Annotated in this window: 20 protein-coding genes; 7 read left to right on the forward strand and 13 right to left on the reverse strand. The window is 49.5% G+C overall.

Annotation, left to right across the window (positions count from 1 at the left end; genetic code table 11):
- Window positions 1-31 precede the first annotated feature (31 nt).
- The 5 genes from GVY42_RS06680 to GVY42_RS06700 all read right to left on the reverse strand — a co-directional run bounded on the left by GVY42_RS06680 (window position 32) and on the right by GVY42_RS06700 (window position 4,163).
- Complete coding sequence (locus GVY42_RS06680; protein ID WP_012726994.1) at window positions 32-1,084, reverse strand: glycosyltransferase family 4 protein; 1,053 nt, start codon at window positions 1,082-1,084, stop codon at window positions 32-34.
- Window positions 1,085-1,206: 122 nt separating this feature from the next.
- Window positions 1,207-1,614 (reverse strand): hypothetical protein, encoded by a 408-nt coding sequence (locus GVY42_RS06685; protein WP_074036184.1) that lies wholly within the window; start codon window positions 1,612-1,614, stop codon window positions 1,207-1,209.
- Between the two features lie 217 nt (window positions 1,615-1,831).
- The gene (gene pgmB / locus GVY42_RS06690; protein ID WP_159562682.1) at window positions 1,832-2,497 is read right to left on the reverse strand and encodes a beta-phosphoglucomutase; all 666 of its coding nucleotides are present in this window, start codon (window positions 2,495-2,497) and stop codon (window positions 1,832-1,834) included.
- 200 nt (window positions 2,498-2,697) lie between these two features.
- Complete coding sequence (locus tag GVY42_RS06695) at window positions 2,698-3,033, reverse strand: Asp23/Gls24 family envelope stress response protein (protein ID WP_159562683.1); 336 nt, start codon at window positions 3,031-3,033, stop codon at window positions 2,698-2,700.
- A 74-nt stretch (window positions 3,034-3,107) separates the two neighbouring features.
- Window positions 3,108-4,163 (reverse strand): acyltransferase family protein, encoded by a 1,056-nt coding sequence (locus GVY42_RS06700; RefSeq protein WP_012726998.1) that lies wholly within the window; start codon window positions 4,161-4,163, stop codon window positions 3,108-3,110.
- A gap of 325 nt (window positions 4,164-4,488) precedes the next feature.
- Between GVY42_RS06700 and GVY42_RS06705 the strand changes: the two genes are divergently transcribed.
- Entirely contained in the window at window positions 4,489-4,977 is a 489-nt protein-coding gene (locus GVY42_RS06705; RefSeq protein WP_012726999.1) for a hypothetical protein, read from the forward strand.
- Between the two features lie 5 nt (window positions 4,978-4,982).
- On the opposite strand, the gene GVY42_RS06710 is transcribed toward GVY42_RS06705, so the two are convergent.
- Window positions 4,983-5,582, reverse strand: a complete 600-nt coding sequence (locus GVY42_RS06710) for an alpha/beta hydrolase (RefSeq protein ID WP_159562684.1) — start codon at window positions 5,580-5,582, stop codon at window positions 4,983-4,985.
- The gene (locus GVY42_RS06715) at window positions 5,579-6,523 is read right to left on the reverse strand and encodes a ring-cleaving dioxygenase (protein ID WP_159562685.1); all 945 of its coding nucleotides are present in this window, start codon (window positions 6,521-6,523) and stop codon (window positions 5,579-5,581) included. The genes GVY42_RS06710 and GVY42_RS06715 overlap by 4 nt, the downstream gene beginning before the upstream one ends.
- Before the next feature lie 117 nt (window positions 6,524-6,640).
- Between GVY42_RS06715 and GVY42_RS06720 the strand changes: the two genes are divergently transcribed.
- From GVY42_RS06720 to GVY42_RS06730, 3 genes are all read left to right on the forward strand, one after another.
- Window positions 6,641-7,531, forward strand: coding sequence for an ABC transporter ATP-binding protein (locus tag GVY42_RS06720; protein ID WP_012727001.1), 891 nt, complete (start codon window positions 6,641-6,643; stop codon window positions 7,529-7,531).
- Entirely contained in the window at window positions 7,521-8,714 is a 1,194-nt protein-coding gene (locus GVY42_RS06725) for an ABC transporter permease (protein ID WP_159562686.1), read from the forward strand. Before GVY42_RS06720 ends, GVY42_RS06725 begins: the two co-directional genes overlap by 11 nt.
- Before the next feature lie 64 nt (window positions 8,715-8,778).
- Window positions 8,779-9,204: a hypothetical protein gene (locus GVY42_RS06730; RefSeq protein ID WP_026825360.1), complete on the forward strand. Its 426-nt coding sequence runs from the start codon at window positions 8,779-8,781 to the stop codon at window positions 9,202-9,204.
- 67 nt (window positions 9,205-9,271) lie between these two features.
- On the opposite strand, the gene GVY42_RS06735 is transcribed toward GVY42_RS06730, so the two are convergent.
- On the reverse strand, window positions 9,272-9,871 hold the full coding sequence (locus tag GVY42_RS06735; protein ID WP_074036173.1) for a helix-turn-helix domain-containing protein: 600 nt from the start codon (window positions 9,869-9,871) through the stop codon (window positions 9,272-9,274).
- 90 nt (window positions 9,872-9,961) lie between these two features.
- On the reverse strand, window positions 9,962-10,462 hold the full coding sequence (locus tag GVY42_RS06740) for a PTS glucose transporter subunit IIA (protein ID WP_012727005.1): 501 nt from the start codon (window positions 10,460-10,462) through the stop codon (window positions 9,962-9,964).
- Between the two features lie 208 nt (window positions 10,463-10,670).
- Between GVY42_RS06740 and GVY42_RS06745 the strand changes: the two genes are divergently transcribed.
- Entirely contained in the window at window positions 10,671-12,365 is a 1,695-nt protein-coding gene (locus GVY42_RS06745; protein WP_159562687.1) for a M3 family oligoendopeptidase, read from the forward strand.
- A gap of 122 nt (window positions 12,366-12,487) precedes the next feature.
- Here GVY42_RS06745 and GVY42_RS06750 read toward each other — a convergent pair whose 3' ends face one another.
- Complete coding sequence (locus GVY42_RS06750; protein WP_159562688.1) at window positions 12,488-12,901, reverse strand: carboxymuconolactone decarboxylase family protein; 414 nt, start codon at window positions 12,899-12,901, stop codon at window positions 12,488-12,490.
- A 118-nt stretch (window positions 12,902-13,019) separates the two neighbouring features.
- Between GVY42_RS06750 and GVY42_RS06755 the strand changes: the two genes are divergently transcribed.
- Entirely contained in the window at window positions 13,020-13,451 is a 432-nt protein-coding gene (locus GVY42_RS06755) for an Lrp/AsnC family transcriptional regulator (protein ID WP_159562689.1), read from the forward strand.
- A 41-nt stretch (window positions 13,452-13,492) separates the two neighbouring features.
- On the opposite strand, the gene GVY42_RS06760 is transcribed toward GVY42_RS06755, so the two are convergent.
- The 3 genes from GVY42_RS06760 to GVY42_RS06770 form a co-directional block, all read right to left on the reverse strand.
- Entirely contained in the window at window positions 13,493-14,386 is an 894-nt protein-coding gene (locus GVY42_RS06760; protein ID WP_159562690.1) for an aldo/keto reductase, read from the reverse strand.
- On the reverse strand, window positions 14,383-14,886 hold the full coding sequence (locus tag GVY42_RS06765; protein ID WP_074036164.1) for a cupin domain-containing protein: 504 nt from the start codon (window positions 14,884-14,886) through the stop codon (window positions 14,383-14,385). The genes GVY42_RS06760 and GVY42_RS06765 overlap by 4 nt, the downstream gene beginning before the upstream one ends.
- An 81-nt stretch (window positions 14,887-14,967) precedes the next feature.
- A complete protein-coding gene (locus tag GVY42_RS06770) occupies window positions 14,968-15,294 on the reverse strand; it encodes a helix-turn-helix domain-containing protein (protein ID WP_078147375.1) in 327 nt (108 codons plus the stop codon).
- 262 nt (window positions 15,295-15,556) lie between these two features.
- Here GVY42_RS06770 and GVY42_RS06775 point away from each other — a divergent pair, with 262 nt between their 5' ends.
- On the forward strand, window positions 15,557-16,759 hold the full coding sequence (locus GVY42_RS06775) for an MFS transporter (protein WP_159562691.1): 1,203 nt from the start codon (window positions 15,557-15,559) through the stop codon (window positions 16,757-16,759).
- Window positions 16,760-16,767 lie beyond the last annotated feature (8 nt).

Raw genomic sequence — 16,767 nt, forward strand, 5'->3', positions numbered from 1 at the left:
GCCAGTATCGCGCGGCGATACTGGCTATTTTTTAGGTTCGCGGTCGACCGAGCAGTCGTCGGGACGTGCGAATAATCGGTTTATAATTTGGATGAATCAGTTCGGTTGATTCCACGATCAATTCAATGACAATCAACACGACGATGAACGTGATGACCGCACCGAGCATCGTCGTCTTGGCGAACAAGATGGATGAGATGCCAAAGAACAAGGTCATCCCGTACATGAGCAAGACGGCTTGCCGTGTCGTGAAGCCCATATCGATCAACTGATGATGCATATGCGATTTATCCGGCGACATCGGCGGTCGCCCTTGGACGAGCCGGCGCACGATGGCGAAAATTGTATCCGAGATCGGCAACCCGAGCAAGAGGACCGGGACGACGAGCGAGAACAATGTCACGTTCTTAAACCCGATGAGCGAGAAGACGGCGAGCATGTACCCGAGGAACAGTGCTCCCGTATCGCCCATAAAGATTTTCGCCGGATAAAAATTATGAACGAGAAACCCGAGCGTACTCGCAAGAAGCAAGAGCGCCATCATCGTCAAATAGACGTTCCCCTGAATGATGGCTAACACGGCAATCGTCCCGAGGGCGATGCTCGACACACCGGCGGCGAGACCATCGAGACCGTCAATCAAGTTGATGGCATTCGTGATCCCAATCAGCCAAAGGACGGTGATCGGGATGCTCCATGACCCTAGGTAGAGTTGCTGGTCGAACGGAAGATTGATGAGTTCAATTCGCATCCCCGAGTTCAAGACAACGACCGTCGCAATCATCTGTCCCATCAACTTGACACGGGCTGATAACTGGAACCGGTCATCGATCAGTCCGGTAAGGAGAATGACGACAGCGCCAATCAAGATAGCGTCGTTATATCGACTCGTCGGAAGCAGCAAGGCGTAGCCGATGAAAAATGCGATAAAAATCGCGAGACCCCCGATTCGTGGCATCGTCCGTAAATGTACTTTTCGTGCGTTCGGATGATCGACTGCACCGATGAAAAATGCGAATCGACGAACGAGCGGTGTAATCAAGATGGCCATCACAAAACTGACCAACATGGCAATCCATAGCATGGGCCGACAGTTCCTCTCTCAAAAAAATAGACTCTGGCGAATTATATCACATTTTGAATCGAGGAGTGGATATCAGTCCGTTTACAATAAAAGCCGATGAGGCGTTCCCCATCAGCTCTGGATCATGAAAGTGTCGCTGCCACTTCTTCTGTCGGTTCGTATGTATACAAGCCGCGACCAATTTTTTTGATTTCCGGGTTGACACCTTCAATTTTCACCATCAATTGGTAAATGTTGCTGATGTGATGACGGTAACGAAGTTCAAGTTCCATTTGAATATCACGCACGCTCATCGTCTGACGCTCTTTCAGTAGATCCGTCACTTGATGAACGTACACCTCGAGCGGATAACGCTGGTTCACACGGCGCGGACGTAGGCGTTTTGACGCATCAGTCATGGAGTCCTTATCTTCTCTATCTCGACTCAATTCCGCAATCAAATACTCGGCACGTCGTTGCAATTGGCGATACGACTCCTCAATTTCCATCAATTCTCGATAAATGTGGTCATTGACATTCGTAGATTCCATACACAAATCCCCTTCTACATCCAATTATAATTTGGAATTCCCTAATTTAAATCAGTAATTCCTAATAATCCCTCTATATCTTCTATAAAAGTGTAACGGATTTGTAATGTGTTTGTCATCTCTTTTTGGGCAATTCTGTCTATTTAGGACTTTAGGCTCAAAAAAGACGGCGACTGTTCGGGGCAGTCGCCGTCTCACGGAAGATGATTGTAGTCATTTACACATGAACGCGTTCGAGGATGCGTTCAAGTGACAGATCGTCAGTAGAAGCGGCGATGAGGTCTGCATGACCAAGCATCGATTCTTCTCCAACGGCGACAGCAAACATATTTGCCGCTTTGATTGCAGTTACACCGGCAGCCGCGTCTTCAACGCCGATGGCGAGTTCGGGTTTCACGCCAAGGGCAGAAGCGGCCTTCAAAAACACTTCGGGGTGTGGTTTTGATTGGGCGACAGTTGCTGCGTCGACAATATGGTCGAAGTAATGTCGGACCCCAAGTGCGTCAACGACCGCAAATGCGTTCTTTGAAGCAGAAGCCATTCCGATTTTGAGTCCCGCCTCTTTGATTTCATCGAGGAATGAAACGATACCAGGAAGAAGATCGTCGGATGAGATATGTTGAATAAGTTCAACGTAGTGCTCGTTTTTCTTTTGTGCGAGTTCTGCTTTCTCTTCCGGTGTGAAATCGTTTTGTTTACCGCCGAGCGTAAGGATCCGCTCAAGCGACTCAGTCCGACTCACGCCTTTGAGCGTTTCATTGAATTCGCGGTCAAATGGAATTCCGAGCTCTTCACCGAGCTGCTTCCAAGCGAGGTAATGGTACTCTGCCGTGTCAGTGATGACACCGTCCAAATCGAAAATCACTGCTTCAATCGTTGACATACATGCTTTCCGCCTTTCCTTCAAATGCTTGTGTCGTCAGACTACATTTAGGGAACTTGACAAGTACCCGTCGCACGTTTGGTCAATGATGCAAACGGTTGCACTTGTTCGATTTCTATTATAAATGAAAACGTTCTCTTGATGCAACCGTTTTCGCAAAAATCAAAAAAAGAGAAGAGCATGCGCTCTCCCCTTCCTTATTACAGCTGAATACCGACCACTTTGATGTTCACAGAACGTGGTGTCATCGCAAGCATCGTGTCCATATCTTGCGTGATGCGCTCTTGGACGGCCGTCACCGTTTTGATGATCGACTGTCCGTACGCGATATAAAGCGATAGGTTGATGGTGATGCCTTCGTCCGACTCATCGACTTTCACATGTTTCATGAGAGCACGCTCTGACAATTTCGTATCTTCTTGCGTGAACGAGACGTGTTTCGTTTCTTTGACCGCGACCGCGGCAATCATTTCAACGACGTGACGTGATACGTTCACGTCGCCTTCTGTGCTGTGCATTCCATTTTCGTATGGCATAGGGTCACTTCCTTAACTCTAGTTTCGTTTCTTCTTAATAAAGTGTAGCGGAAATGAAGCGTTTAGAAAAGACTTTACCCTTTTACCCCCTTGGTATTTTGGACACGCTTCACGTCAATCTCGACGAGCGGGCGCAAGAGACGGACCATCGGTGGACTGATAATCACGAGGACCATCACAAAGGCGACACCGAACAAGACGAGTAGTTGCATCCAAGATGTTGGCATGAACCCTGCCGGTATAAACGCCTTCCATGCGACAACAAAGAAGACGTGGACGAGATAGACGTACAGACTATACTGTCCGGCACGCGAGAAAATCGGGAGCTGTCGTCCCGGTATGATGAGCGCGAAACTGATCGACATGAGGAGCGACACCGTATAGACGATCAAAAAGGCGAACGGTCCGCTCCACATCGCCTCAGGGACGGCCGTGTCATAGGCGAAACGGAACTTGAACAAGTTCCCGATATGATAGAACGTATCGTCTTGCTGGACCCGCATCGAGACCAAGAGTCCCAATGTGAGCGTGGTGAAGACAATCGCCCCGCCGATGCGATATCGATTCCGGTGTTCGGCCCGTTTCGGTAACTCAAAGAAGTTGAGCGTATTGCGCTCGGACATCCAGTTCCCGATCAAGAAGAACGGATAGAACATGATGACTTTCCGTAACGCGAAATACCCCGTCGCCTCGGCTTGGAATCCGAACAGAAGCGCAAATAATAGTGCATACAATACGTACCCTTTCAGTTGTGTCACGTACGGGGTGATGATGTACCAGAAAATGATGGCCATCAGATACCAAAGCGCCCAATACGGCTTCAACAAATTCAGACCCGGATTTTCAAGTGAGAAAATCGGAATCCCTTCTGTAAATGCGAACCATGACCCAAGAATGACCTGCCAAATGACATAGACCACGAATAGCTGGATCACGCGCAAATAGCGGTTCTCCCGATAAAAGTAACCGCTCAACATGATGAACAACGGCATGTGGAAGGTATACAGGAACAGATACACCCACTTTGGTAAAATATCGTCATAAGCGCCGCGGACATCGGTCAACAAGTGTCCGAAGACGACGAGTAGGACGAGCACTCCTTTAATATTGTCATACCAATAATTTCTCATAACATTCCCTCTAGTTCTCTATGATGACTGCAATGAAGCTGACCTTCATGTTTTCACGTTCTTTTTATAGACAGAATCCATGAAGGTCTTGGAAAATCCCTCACCTATCATAAGCGATTCCTGTGCCAAGTGAAATTACGTTTCAACAAAATTTTCATGTCTTCACTGTCATCATTCCCATAATTCGAGGAATACAAGCCGAAACGTCAAAAAATCCTCACGATTCAGCATGTTGTGTGCGTATTCAAATAGACGGGATTGGGTACAGTATAGTATAGTGGTGTTACTAAATATTCAGAATATTCTAATAAAGGAGGTGGAGAGAATGGCATCGATCATCCGGAATCGACATCATATGGTGCACGATCCAAAACGTTCATTCTCTAACTTCGGATTCTGGTGGTTCGTCAGCGTCTTTTCCGTCGGATTGCTCCTTGTCGCCTTCGAGTCCGTCCGAAACGGGTTCTCTGCCATTCATCCTGTCTTGTCTAGCATGGCTTTCCTCGGTCTCACGTTCGTGCTCGGTGTCTGCGCTAAACTGGCTCGTGACGTCTGGTGGCTCAACTACTTGCTCGAGCGCACCCAAAACCGCTACTTATATATCGGTGGCGACACGCTCCAAAGTTGGCAGTATACGCTCGACTCGATTTGGTTGCTCACGCGCACCTCACAAAAAAAGCTCGGCCGATTGTATATCCAAATCGACCGAACTGTGCGAGCTGAGGAAGCGAAACGTTTATTCGCCGCCTATTTGATTGACCGAGGGGTCCTCGTCGTCTATTCTCGTCCGAACAAACCGAAAAAAATGGCTTGAATGAATCAGTCGAGGTATGCGGCGATCCATGTCCGTGCTACCTCGACTTCTTCCATACGAAGTTCATGTCCCCCCGAGTGATAGAAGAGCTCGACGTCCGCTCCCGCGTTTCGGAGTGTCGACGTCAGCTCTTCTGTTTCTGTTTTCGGGCAAATCGGGTCGCGTTCGCCAGCCGAGATGAACACGTTCGTTCCTGACAAGTCAGGTAGCGTCAATGAACGGTCCGGTACCATCGGGTGGAATAGGAGTGAAGCAGTGAACGCCGGATGACGGTAAAGTGCCGACCCGATCAAATTCGCCCCGTTCGAGTAGCCGAGCGGAATCATCTTATCCCGGTCGATGCCATACGTTGTCGCCGCTTCATCTAAAAAATGAAGGAAGCGCTCTGTCTGTTTCTTTAAATCTTCAAGGTCGAGCACCCCTTCCGCGTGGCGACGGAAGAAACGGGACATCCCGTTTTCAATGACATCCCCTCGAAGCGTCAAGATGTTCGCCTCGGTCGATAGTTCTTTCGCGAGCGGAATCAAATCCTGCTCGGTCCCTCCAGTTCCGTGTAATAAAACGAGTGTCGTATCTTTTGTACCTTGAATGAATTGATGAATCATATGTGTTCTCCTCTCGGTATCGTGATTGCTGGTAGTGTGCGGACGATTTTATCTCGGTCCGCTTCGAGCCATGGTGGCAAGCGCAACGTCTCACCGAGCGTGTCAACGGATTCGTCCACAGTGAATCCAGGTACGTCCGTCGCGAGTTCGTGCAGGATACGTCCGGCATCATGGAAATAGACGGAGCGGAAATAATTTCGTTCTTTCACTTCGGTCGGTCTTAATCCAAGATCAAAGATGGCGTCTTGCCAGGTCGGATAATGGTCTCCGTCGGTAACGCGCCACGCGATGTGATGAACCGTTCCCGTTCCAGGGACCCCGTTTGGTAAAATCGTTTTCTTCACATCGATGACGTTCCCGTAATCTGCTGACCCTTTCAAACGGATCCACTCTTCATCCTCTGCGACCCGTTCAAAGCCGAACAGTTCCGTCAACAAGCGCACGGTTTCGTCCGGTGCTTTCGACAACAAAGTCGCTCCGGCGAATCCGACAATTGCTTCATGTTCTGTGATACCGGGGATGACCCAGCGTGTCTGTTTAGAGCTCGGTCGGGCGACGAGTTCGACGACGAGTCCGTCCGGGTCTTCAAATAAAAGTGATGCCTCGCTGAACCGTTCAGTGGCGACGGTCGCGATGCCGTGCTGTTGTAGTCTTTCTTCCCAGAACGGTAAACTCCCTGCCGGTACGAGATAAGTCGTCACGCCAACCTGTCCGCTCCCGACCTGCCCTTTCCCTAAGCCCGGGATTGGAAAGAACGTAATCACCGTCCCTGGTGTCCCGACTTCGTCCCCAAAATAGAGATGATACGTACCAGGGTCATCAAAGTTAACGGTCTGTTTCACGAAGCGGAGACCGAGTACCTGTCCATAAAAATCTAGCGTACGTTGCGGGTCTTGTACCATCGACGAAATGTGATGGATTCCCGTAGACTGCGTTTTCATTGTCATCCTCCTTTTATTATCTTGATTTCAAGATAAATCATTTACCAGAAAAAGTGAAACTTTTTGCTCAAGGTGGCGTACGATAGAAGAAGAGACATTCTAAGGAGGTAATAGAATATGGCATTACATATCGAACGCGTCACCAAGGAGTTTGGTGACTTCAAAGCTGTCGACGACCTCACGTTCCGCGTCCCACAAGGGGAAATGTTTGGTTTGCTCGGTGCAAACGGTGCTGGAAAGACTACGACGTTCCGGATGATCCTCGACATCTTGAAGCCGACCGATGGGAGTATCACGTGGAACGGTAAAGCGGTCGACCATCGCATCGTCGGCTATTTGCCCGAGGAACGTGGCCTGTATCCCAAATCCCAAGTGCGTGAACAGCTCGTCTTTCTCGCAAGCCTAAAGGGCATGCGCGGGAGCGATGCCAAACGCGCGGTCAAGTCATGGCTCGAACGCCTTGAAATTCCTCAATATGAAACGATGCGCGTCGAGCAGCTATCAAAAGGGAATCAACAGAAGATTCAGCTCGTCGCCGCCCTGCTCCATAACCCGGAACTCGTCATCTTAGACGAACCGTTCAGCGGCCTCGACCCGGTTAACGTTGAAATCCTGAAGCGTGAAGTTCTCGCGTTGCGTGACGCCGGGACGACCATCGTCTTCTCGAGTCATCGAATGGAACATGTCGAAGAATTGTGCCAACACGTCGGCATCTTGAAAGGTGGCCGTGCCGTCGTAAGCGGTGACGTCCCGACAATCAAGTCGAGATACGAAGAACCTGCCCTCTTTATTGAAACGGACCAGATTCACATTCTCGAGTCGCTCCCAGTCGTGGAGACAATCGAGCCTTACAAATCCGGTCATCTAGTACGCTTACATTCTTTCGAAGACAGTGACGCGGTCCTGTCGGCACTCGTCCGTCATCAGGCGAACGTGAAGACGTTCATGCGCCAACCGGTATCGCTCAATGACATCTTCATCAAGGAGGTCGGACAGCATGTTTCATAACTTTGGACCGCTCTATGCGTTCACACTCAAATCGAGAATTCGTTCAAAAGCATTCCTCATCTCGACGGCGCTAACCATCCTATTCATCTTCGGGTTCACGAACATCGACCGCATCATGTCCTCATTCGAGGACTCTGAACAGGCGAGTGCTCTCGTTGTATCTGAGAACACAGAACTCGTCGACACGATGAAGTCACTCGGCTATGAAGACGTCGCATCTAGCGAAATCACGGAAGAAGAGGCACGGACCGGCATCAACGACGGAGAGTATGGGGTCGTCGCTTTTGTCGACGGCTATGATGCCCGCGTCATCTCCGAACGACCGGAACAGGAGTTCACGACCATCTTGCAAACATCTTTACAACAGTTGCGCAATGCGGAATTGATTGAATCGTCCGATGTCGATCCGGCCGTCATCGCTGCCCTCAGCGAACCGATCCAACTCGACGAGTCCTATCTCGGACGCGGTGGAGAGAACTCGGATGAGCTCCTCTCGTCTTCGGCGCTCGTTTACGTCATGTTGATGCTCCTGTACATTTCGATCATCACGTACGGATCGATGATTTCAACAGAAGTGACGACGGAGAAGTCATCGCGTGTCATGGAGCTCATCATCTCAACGACTCATCCAGTGACCCATATGCTTGCGAAAGTTACCGCTATCGGGACACTCGCCCTCATCCAAATCGGAATCTTCCTTGGGTTTGGTTATGTAAGTGCGAGTGGTAGCGAACTGGCGACGACGGTCATCGAGAACGCCGGCAACGCACGGGCTGTCATCTATCTACTCGTGTTCTTCTTGCTCGGGTACTTGTTGTACGCCTCACTCTTCGCCGTCCTCGGTTCACTTGTCAGCCGTGTCGAAGAGTCACAACAAATGGTCATGCCGGTCATCATGCTCCTCGTCGCTGCGTTCTTAGTCGCGATGTTTGGATTGAACAACCCGGATGCGACCATCGTAACCATCCTCTCGTTCGTCCCGTTCTTCGCTCCGATGCTCATGTTCCTTCGCGTCATGCTCGTCGATGTGGCCGTATGGGAAGTGGCGCTTTCGATTGGGTTACTCATCGGAACGATCGGTATCACACTGTGGATTGGCTCGAAATTCTATCGTGGCGGCGTCTTGTTCTATGGAACGAACGCTATTAAACAATGGCGACAAATATTACAAAACCGTCAATAACGTTTACAGCAAATTCGTTTTCGTTTACTCTAAAGAATGTGCAAAATGAGGAGGAAAACGAACTATGCGATCACGATTACTCGCAGCCTTAATCTTTACGTTTATGACGACGCTCACGACGTTCATCTGTTATACCGTCTTCTTAGACGCGGATGCGTTATGGCAAATCCTGCTTGCCTATGCAGGCAGTACGTTCATCGGAACGCTCGCGTTTTGGTATCCGGTCAGCAGACGCTCTCAAACGTCCCGCTTCGGTGGCGCATGGATCGGCATCATGATTACTGCAACGACACTCATTGGCTTCACCGTCATCCGCTTCACATTCCGCGGGGACGCAGCAGCATTGCTCGACTGGCAAACGATGCTGGCGAGTCTTGCCTACACATTCGGTTATGTCGGATGGGTGCTCACAATCTTGAATATCGTGCTCGGCTTCTTACTCGCCGGCACTCGTCCAAAAGTACGCTACGAAGCGCGTCCGATGCGCTGATTGAAGTGACCAGGGGATTCTCCTGGTCACTTTTTTGTGCACAAAAAAACCGTAGAATGCTCTACGGTCATTGCAATTTATACGATTTATCCACGACACCATACTCCGCGTACTGGAATGAGTTGTCTGCGAATTGGTCTGGGACAAGCCGTTCCACATAGCGTGCGAACGGGACGATGTGACGCGTCGTGTCATGTGACCGTCCGAGGTCAAGCACCGCATCGACGAGCGCTTCGAGTGCATGATGCGTCGTCGGCTCTTCATCTTGGTCAAAGATTCGTTGTAACTCTTCTTCGTGCATCAAGTCAAAGATGCGCATCCGCTCTTCGAGTTGCCGTTGCATTTCTTCGACGGACTTCCCGTGCATCGCTTCTTCATAGGCGAGCTTCATCTGTTCGAGTTCCGGCACTTTTCCTCGCATGAGGACTTTGAGCGACTCGCCCGTCCAAATATGGCGTGCCAAATAGTTCGGGTCGATTTGCAAAGCGTCTGCGAGCGCCTCTATGTAAGGCATGGTCGGATAGACCTCACTCAGTTCGGTACGTCGGATAAAGTACGGTGCGACACCAATCTGTTCTGCAAGCGTCTCAATCGACAATCCGGCCCGTTCCCGTAATATTCGAATCCGATCCCCGTATCCCCGGTATGGTGCATTTTTTCCATCCATCTCAATTCCCCCTTCCCTCTCTTCATTATAATTCCCGCATTCGCAAAAAAATACTCGGAAGCCTAAGCTCCCGAGTCATGGGTCGTCTTCTTATTTCTTTGTCAACTCGACGACTTCCGAAGATCCAGCTGTCACCGTGTCGCCTTCTGCGACAAGTTTGTTCACGCCGAAGCTGTCGTGGTTCGTGATGATGATCGGAGTGATCGTCGATGGCGCGTTCGCTTTGATGAAATCGAGGTCGAACGTGACGAGTGGGTCGCCTGCTTTGACAGATTGACCTTCTGTAACGTGTGTCTCGAAGCCTTCACCTTTAAGGTTTACCGTATCCAAACCGATGTGAATCAAGTATTCCGCACCGTTGTCCGCGTTGATACCGATCGCGTGTTTTGTTGGGAATACTGTCGCGATTGTTCCGCTAACCGGTGAGACGACTTTTCCTTCAGTCGGCTCGATTGCGATCCCGTCACCCATCATTTTTTGTGAGAATACTTGGTCCGGTACGTTCGTGATGTCGACGACCTTTCCTGTAAGCGGTGAAACCGCGTTGAGTTGTTCTTCTTTACCACCAAAAAGTTTTTTAAAGAATCCCATAGCTTAATCCCTCCAACATGTTCTATTGAATCGAAGTCTTCACTTTTATACCCGAAAAGCTAATACTTCAATCCCTACCCTATTAACGGTATAGTTGTAATAAGGTAGTGCGAAATCGTTTTACACATCGTAAGAATACGAGTGTGCAATCGCTTTTGCAAGCCCTTTTTACACTTTGTAAAAATTTCACACGATGGAGGCGCTTACAATGACGACTTTCACAAAATTGTCATATGAACGGCCCGACTTGGACGCTTTAAACAGCAGATTGTCGGACTATTCTGCCGAATTACAGCAAGCCAGCACACTCGAGGAAGCGAACGAACTCATTCGCCAAATCAACAAAGAACGGAACGACTTTGAGACACAAAGTCAACTCGTCGCGATCCGACATTCCGTCGACACACGCGATTCGTTTTACGAAGAAGAACAGGCATTCTTTGACGACGCACTTCCGGTCTATGAGAAGGAGATTCAAGCGTACTATCGCGTCTTGACGAACCACGAGCTTCGCACTGAACTCGAAGCGGAATGGGGCAGCCAACTGTTCTCTCTCGCCGAGCGCGCACTTGAAACGTTCGAGGAGTCACTCATCCCGAAACTGCAGGAAGAAAACCGCCTCGCGACAGCTTATCAAAAGGTCATGTCCGCTGCGCAAATCGAGTTTGACGGCAAGACACTCAACTTGTCACAGTTCGGCCCATATCTTCAATCACCAGACCGTGATGTCCGAAAAGCCGCATCTGTCGCCCGCTATACATACCTTTCTGATAACGGCGATGAGCTCGACCGCATTTATGGGGAACTCGTACGCGTCCGTACGGAAATCGCTCACGCCCTTGGCTTCCCGTCGTTCGTCGAACTCGGTTATGCACGGATGCAGCGTGTCGGTTATGACGAGTCGATGGTCGACAACTTCCGGAAACAAGTCCGTGACGTCATCGTCCCGCTCGCTTCTGCTTTGAAAGAAAAGCAGGCGAAACGAATCGGTGTCGACCACCTCTATTACTATGACGAGTCGTTCGTCTTCCCAGACGGAAACGCGACACCGCAAGGCGATGAGTCGTTCATCATCGAAGGCGGAAACACAATGTATCGTGAACTCTCAAATGAGACGGACGAGTTCTTCCAGTACATGCAGGAACGCGGCGCCCTCGACTTGACGGCGAAACCAGGGAAATCTGGCGGCGGATACTGCACGTACTTACCGTCTGAAGGACTTCCGTTCATCTTCTCGAACTTCAACGGGACGGCAGGCGACATCGATGTTCTCACGCACGAAGTCGGTCATGCCTTCCAAGTGTATGAAAGCCGTCATTTGACGACACCGGAATACGCCTTCCCGACTTATGAGGCGTGTGAGATCCACTCGATGTCGATGGAATTCTTCTGTTGGCCATGGATGGAGCTCTTCTTCGGCGACCAAGTCGACAAGTATAAGTTCAATCACTTGGCAGGTAGCATGACGTTCCTTCCGTATGGCGTGCTCGTCGATGAGTTCCAACACGTCGTCTACCGCAACCCAGAGATGACAGCTGCCGAGCGTCGTCAGGCGTGGCGCGATTTGGAGAAGGTCTATCTCCCGCACCGTGATTATGAGACGAACGACTATCTTGAATCGGGCGCATGGTGGCACCAACAAGGTCACATCTTCCAAAGCCCGTTCTACTATATCGACTATACGCTCGCACAAGTATGTGCATTCCAGTTCTGGGTGCGCATGCATGAAGACCGCGAAGCGGCATGGAGCGATTACCTCACGCTCTGTCAGGCAGGCGGAAGCCGTTCGTTCCTCGAACTCGTCGAACTGGCAGGTCTCAAATCACCATTCGCAGACGGCGTGTTGAAAGAAACGATTGATCAAATCGAAGACTATCTCTTGAAACATCCGCTCGCGAACTGATAAGTAAGACCATCGGAAGCTTCCGGTGGTCTTTTCATTTGGGTTTACTTCGTACTGAAGTATGAAAGGCAAATCAATCTTTTTATTCCCTAAAAAAGAGAGGAGAATTTGATATGTATATGTCAAATTTCCGCTTCTAACCCTAACATCGCCCCTACATATTGGGATGCTGTCATAAACGTAATAAAGGCACACAATTCACTAATTTCCGCCTCCGTGAATGTTTCTTTTAACACTTCAATGATAGAAGATGGAATTTCTCCTTTCATTTTTAAGAAAACTTCCGCAAAACCTACGGCAACCGTTACCTGTTCATCGAATTGAACTTGATCTGGTTTTCCCTTTGCTCGGCAATATTCACATCCATTTTGTTGCGCAAGTGTTCGACGGACTTGTTCTTTCAATTTGGGAGAAAGTTGACCAGCATTATTCAATGAATCCCCTAGTTTTGACCAATTTTCTTGAATTTCGATATTATGACCAAGTAAACGTTCAAACTTTGTCCCTCCATGCTCTGCTAACTTAATTCTTGGCATTTCCTTCACCTCCTGTACTTATATGATAAAAGGTCTTTTCATCCAACTCCATTTCATCCACAATCAAAATGTACCTATGAACATTCAATAAATAACGAAATGAGGCAAAATACCTGTCATGCTAAAAATCGATGAAATTGATCACAGACTTATCTATGAATTAGAACAAGACAGCCGTCTTTCCATGAGTGAGCTCGGACGACGTATTAAACTTTCCGCTCCTTCCGTTAACGAGCGGGTTCGACGACTAGAATCATTTGGAGTCATCAAACAATACTCGCTTGTACTTGATCACGAAAAGCTAGGTCTTCCAATTCAATGTATCATCGAGGCAACAGTGAAGAATGGACAATACGAAGCATTTCTTCATTATTTGAAACAGCAACCTACTGTTTCATTTTGTTATCGCATATCGGGTGACGCCTGTTACCTTATCAAAATACAGTTCTCATCTTTTTCTGCGGCTGAATCATTTATTGATGAAGTTATTCCGTATGCTCAAACAAAAACACAATTCATCTTTTCAGAAATTGACATTCAGTCAAAGTGAACATGCAAAAGGACTGGCGAAATTACCAGTCCTTTATCGTTTTAAATGACGTCTAGCGGTTGTTTCGTTGTCGGTGGCGGGAACGCCTCATCGAGCGAAGCAAAATCTTCCTCACTCATGTCGAGCAAGAGCGCTGCCGCATTCTCCTCGACATGCTCGGCCTGTCCGGCTTTCGGGATGGCGATGACGTGTCCGCTCCGGATCGTCCAAGCAAGTAAGACTTGCGCGACTGAGGCACTATACGACTCCGCGATCCGATTGATCGTTTCGTTATTGAAGACCTCTTCTTTCACGTCACTTCCTTCAGCGAGTGGAGCGTATGCCATGACAGGAATCCCTTGTTCTTTTAGATAAGGAAGGAGGTCGTACTCAATCCCGCGACTGCCAAGATGATAGAGCACTTGATTGACCGCGCACTTGTCTCCATTCGGTAGCGACAGCAATTCCTTCATATCGTCCAAGTCGAAGTTCGAGACTCCCCATGCCCGAATCTTTCCGTCCGCTTTAAGCTGTTCCATCCCTTGAATCGTCTCCTCGAGCGGGGCATCGCCTCGCCAATGGAGTAAGTAAAGATCCAGGTAGTCCGTCCCGAGTCGTTCGAGCGACGCATCACATGCGCTGACGAGTTTGTCGCCATACGCATTGTATGGATACACTTTCGAGACGAGAAAGACATCTTCGCGTCGGTCTTGGATTGCTTCCCCTACCAACTTCTCAGACTCCCCTTCCCCATACATTTCCGCCGTGTCGATGACATGGAGTCCGCAGTCGATTCCTGTCCGAAGCGCTTCAACCTCGGCATCATGCTTCGATTTGTCTTCCCCCATGCGCCATGTACCTTGTCCGAGTGCGCGCATCTCGCGCCCGTCTTTCAATTTGACGACGTTTTGCTTCAAAGCTGCAAGTAATAAAGAATGTGGTAGTCGTTGATTCATAACGTTTCCTCCTTTGTCCATGCTTCATGTAGTGGCCCCGTCGTCCCGAAGACGGGGTCAAACTTCGGCTTTTCGACTTGTTCGATTCGCTTTACGTTGTCCGGTCGTTCTTCCGTCTTTCCTGTCAACGTGTCATAGTCACGACCGTCCGGGTATGCCCCGACCACTTGAAAATCTTCGCTCGCCTCGATGCGACGATGTCCCGTTCCCGCCGGTAAGACGAGGACATCACCTAGGCGGACGCGGACGAGGTCACCGTTCGTCCCTCCGAGTTGAAGCGTCGCTTCACCTTGTAATATGCCCAATACTTCATGCGTGTTGCTGTGATAGTGATGATAGTCGAACACCCCGTTCACCCAACTGTTCGTCCATTCATTATGGGCAAACGTCTCTCGCATCCCGCTCGGGTCATCAAAGACGCCACGATAGAGGAGCGCCGGATAATCCGGATGGTTGGGAATAGAGCCGTCATCTGTAAACAAAAAAGTTTTCACGTCCATCCTAATTCCCTCCTTGTCTCTGTCCCTGTACCCGACTTGTCACTACGAAAAACGGTCGCCCGTATTGGACGACCGTGATGGTTATGAAATGACCTCTTCACCGGACTGATCGATATGGCACTCGCCCCAGGCGCACATGGCGTCCAAGATTGGCTTGAGTGACCATCCGTACTCAGAGAGTGAGTAAATGACTTTCGGCGGAACTTGCTCGAACACCGTACGAACGACGACACCATCCGCTTCGAGCTCACGCAATTGTTGGGTGAGCATTTTTTGCGTGATGTTCGGCATGAGTTTACGAAGTTCACTCGTCCGTCGCTCCCCTTTAATCAAGTGACACATGATGACGACTTTCCACTTACCGCCGATGACGTCAAGTGTCGCTTCGACCGGAATATTATATGGCATTTCGTTTCCTCCATTTCTTACATAGGCACTTTTTGGTGCCTACCGCACTAAAAAGTACGTACTTTTCAAACTATTTTCATGCACTTATGATAGCAACTGTAGCAAATCTATACAAGTTCATTTCACTTGTAACATCCCCTTGAGACGGTAAGGTACTTTTTCGACCGTACTGAACAATAGAGGAAAGTGAGATGTCTTTGCTATCCGGAGACGAAGGGCCCTCGTCTTCCACACTATTCATTTATTTTAGGAGGAACTACTCATGAATCAACCGTACACACAACCTGTCGAAGAACAGGCACCTAAAAATGGAGGGTTGGCATTACTCGCCCTCGCGATCAGCGCTTTCGGCATCGGAACGACCGAGTTCGTCCCGGTCGGTCTCCTCGCATCGATCGCAAGTGATTTAAACATCGGCATCACTCTCGCGGGTCTCATTATCTCGGGTTACGCGATCGGCGTAGCCGTCGGTGCACCGATTTTGACGGCACTGACGAACCGGATGAACCGCAAGACGTTACTCATGGCACTCATGGTCGTCTTCATCGGCGGAAACTTGGTCTCGGCCATGTCGACCACCTTTGAACTTTTGATTGTCGCCCGATTTATCACCGCATTCTCGCATGGTGTCTTCTTCTCCATCGGGGCAACGATTGCTGTTCAACTCGTGCCACCACATAAAAAAGCGAGTGCCATCGCACTCATGTTCACAGGTTTAACTGTCGCAACCGTTACAGGAGTCCCACTCGGTACTTTCATCGGACAAGCGTTCGGATGGCGCGCCACATTCTTCGCCGTCGCAGCACTCGGTGTCATTTCAATCATCGCAAGCTTCTTCTTGATCCCGAAAGATTTGAAACAGTCACCACCTGCGAAATTCTCAGATATGAAGAAACTGCTCACAAACAGTCGTCTCATGCTCGGATTCTTGATTACAGCACTCGGTTACGGCGGAACGTTCGTCGCCTTCACGTACTTGACACCCATCATGCAAGACGTGACAAAGATCAGCCCGAGCTTGATCAGTGTCGTCTTACTTGTTTACGGAATCGCAGTCGCCATCGGGAACGCGGTCGGTGGAAAGCTCGCCAACGAAAATCCAGCGAAAGCATTGTTCTATATGTTCATCGTTCACGCAGCGGTCATGATCATCATGTCGTTCATGATTCCGTTCAAAGTGGCAGGTCTGATTGCCATCGTCTTGATGGGACTCCTCGCCTTCATGAACGTGCCTGGACTTCAACTGTATATCGTGCAATTGGCTGAAAAATATGTACCTGCCGCTGTCGATGTCGCATCCGCACTCAACATCGCGGCCTTCAACATCGGGATTGCCCTCGGCGCAACAATCGGTGGACTCGTCACCGATTCAATCGGACTTGTGCATACCCCTTGGGTCGGTGGCATCATGGTCATCATCGCCGTCATCTTGACAGCCATTTCACGTCGTTTGGAAGCAAACTAAGGAGGCGC

The sequence above is a fragment of the Exiguobacterium sp. 8A genome, assembly GCF_902506275.1.
GTDB lineage: Bacteria > Bacillota > Bacilli > Exiguobacteriales > Exiguobacteriaceae > Exiguobacterium > Exiguobacterium profundum.